The following is a 1,164-nucleotide window of genomic DNA, read 5'->3' as shown; positions in this document are numbered from 1 at the left end:
CCAGGCACGCCAGCGCGGCGGCATCTGGCGCCACGCCGTCCAGCCAAGCGCCCAGGTCGTGCACGCGGCCTTCGCGCACCGCCCCCACCGAGGGGTGGCCCTGCATATTCAGGTAGCTGACCAGCTTCATGGCGCCGCCTCGCCGAAGTAGCGATCGGCCATGACCTGGCAGCGCTTGATCAGCCGGTGCTCGTGCGGGGCATAGTCCGCCACGGCGTTGTGGATGGTGCCCATGTTGTCCCACATCAGCACGTCGCCCACGCTCCAGCGATGCCGGTAGCGGAATTTGTCCTGCAACTGGTGCTGGAACAGGTAGTCCAGGATGCGGTCGCTCTCATCCTGCGGCAGTTCGTTGATGCGCATGGAATAGCCGGGATTGGCGTACAGCACTTTGCGTCCCGTGATGGGGTGCGTCAGGAAAACCGGATGCGACACCGGCGGCTTGGCGCGCCGCTGGGCCTCGGTCAGGGGCGGGCGGGTACTGCCCTTTTCCTGGCGCATGCGTTCCCAGAACTTGTTGAAGTCATGCAGCACCGTCATGCCGTCCAGCCTGGCCTTGAGTTCGTCCGGCAGCTCGTCGTAGGCCGCATGCATGTTGCAGAACTCGGTGCACCCCAGCGGTTCGCCATCGCGCATGGGGATCTTGATGCCGTACAGGATGTTGGTGAACGCGATCATGCGGCTGTACGACATATCGGTATGCCAGTCCTGCCCGGCATCGGCCAGGCCCACGGGCCTGCCGTTCTCGACCATGTTCGACAGCACCATTACTTCGGGCATGCCGGGTTCCTGGTAGTTGTTGGCCACATTGACCTCCAGAGAACCGAATTGCCGCGCGTAGTCTTTCAGTTGCGCCGCCGTCAGCGCCTGGCGGGGAAAGCTCAATACCCCGTGGCGGCCCAGCAACTGCTCCACTTCCTTGAAGGCCTCAGGCGCCATGGGCTGCGACAGGTCCAGGCCTTCCACCCGCGCGCCCAGGCTGTATCCGCTTTCGACGACGTTCATGATCTCTCTCCGTTTGAATAATGCAGAGCGCCGTTACCAGGCGGCCTCCAGCAAGGTTTCCAGTTCCGCGGCGCTTTCGACGCGGCGCGGATTGCACGTCAGCCCGCGCTCGCCCAGGGTGCGCTGCGCCGCACCGGGCAGCAGCTCGCGCCCGATGCG

1 protein-coding gene is annotated in these 1,164 nt (G+C 64.9%); it reads right to left on the bottom strand.

Annotation, left to right across the window (positions count from 1 at the left end):
• Positions 1 to 126 precede the first annotated feature (126 nt).
• Positions 127 to 1,005, bottom strand: coding sequence for a TauD/TfdA dioxygenase family protein (locus LPZ50_RS24980; protein WP_230665516.1), 879 nt, complete (start codon positions 1,003 to 1,005; stop codon positions 127 to 129).
• Between the last annotated feature and the right edge of the window lie 159 nt (positions 1,006 to 1,164).

Origin of the sequence: Bordetella petrii (genome assembly GCF_020991325.1) — a bacterium.
GTDB classification, from domain to species: Bacteria; Pseudomonadota; Gammaproteobacteria; order Burkholderiales; family Burkholderiaceae_B; genus Bordetella_A; species Bordetella_A petrii_E.
Note: the sequence above shows the minus strand (reverse complement) of the source record. Positions and strands in the feature narration are given on the sequence as shown.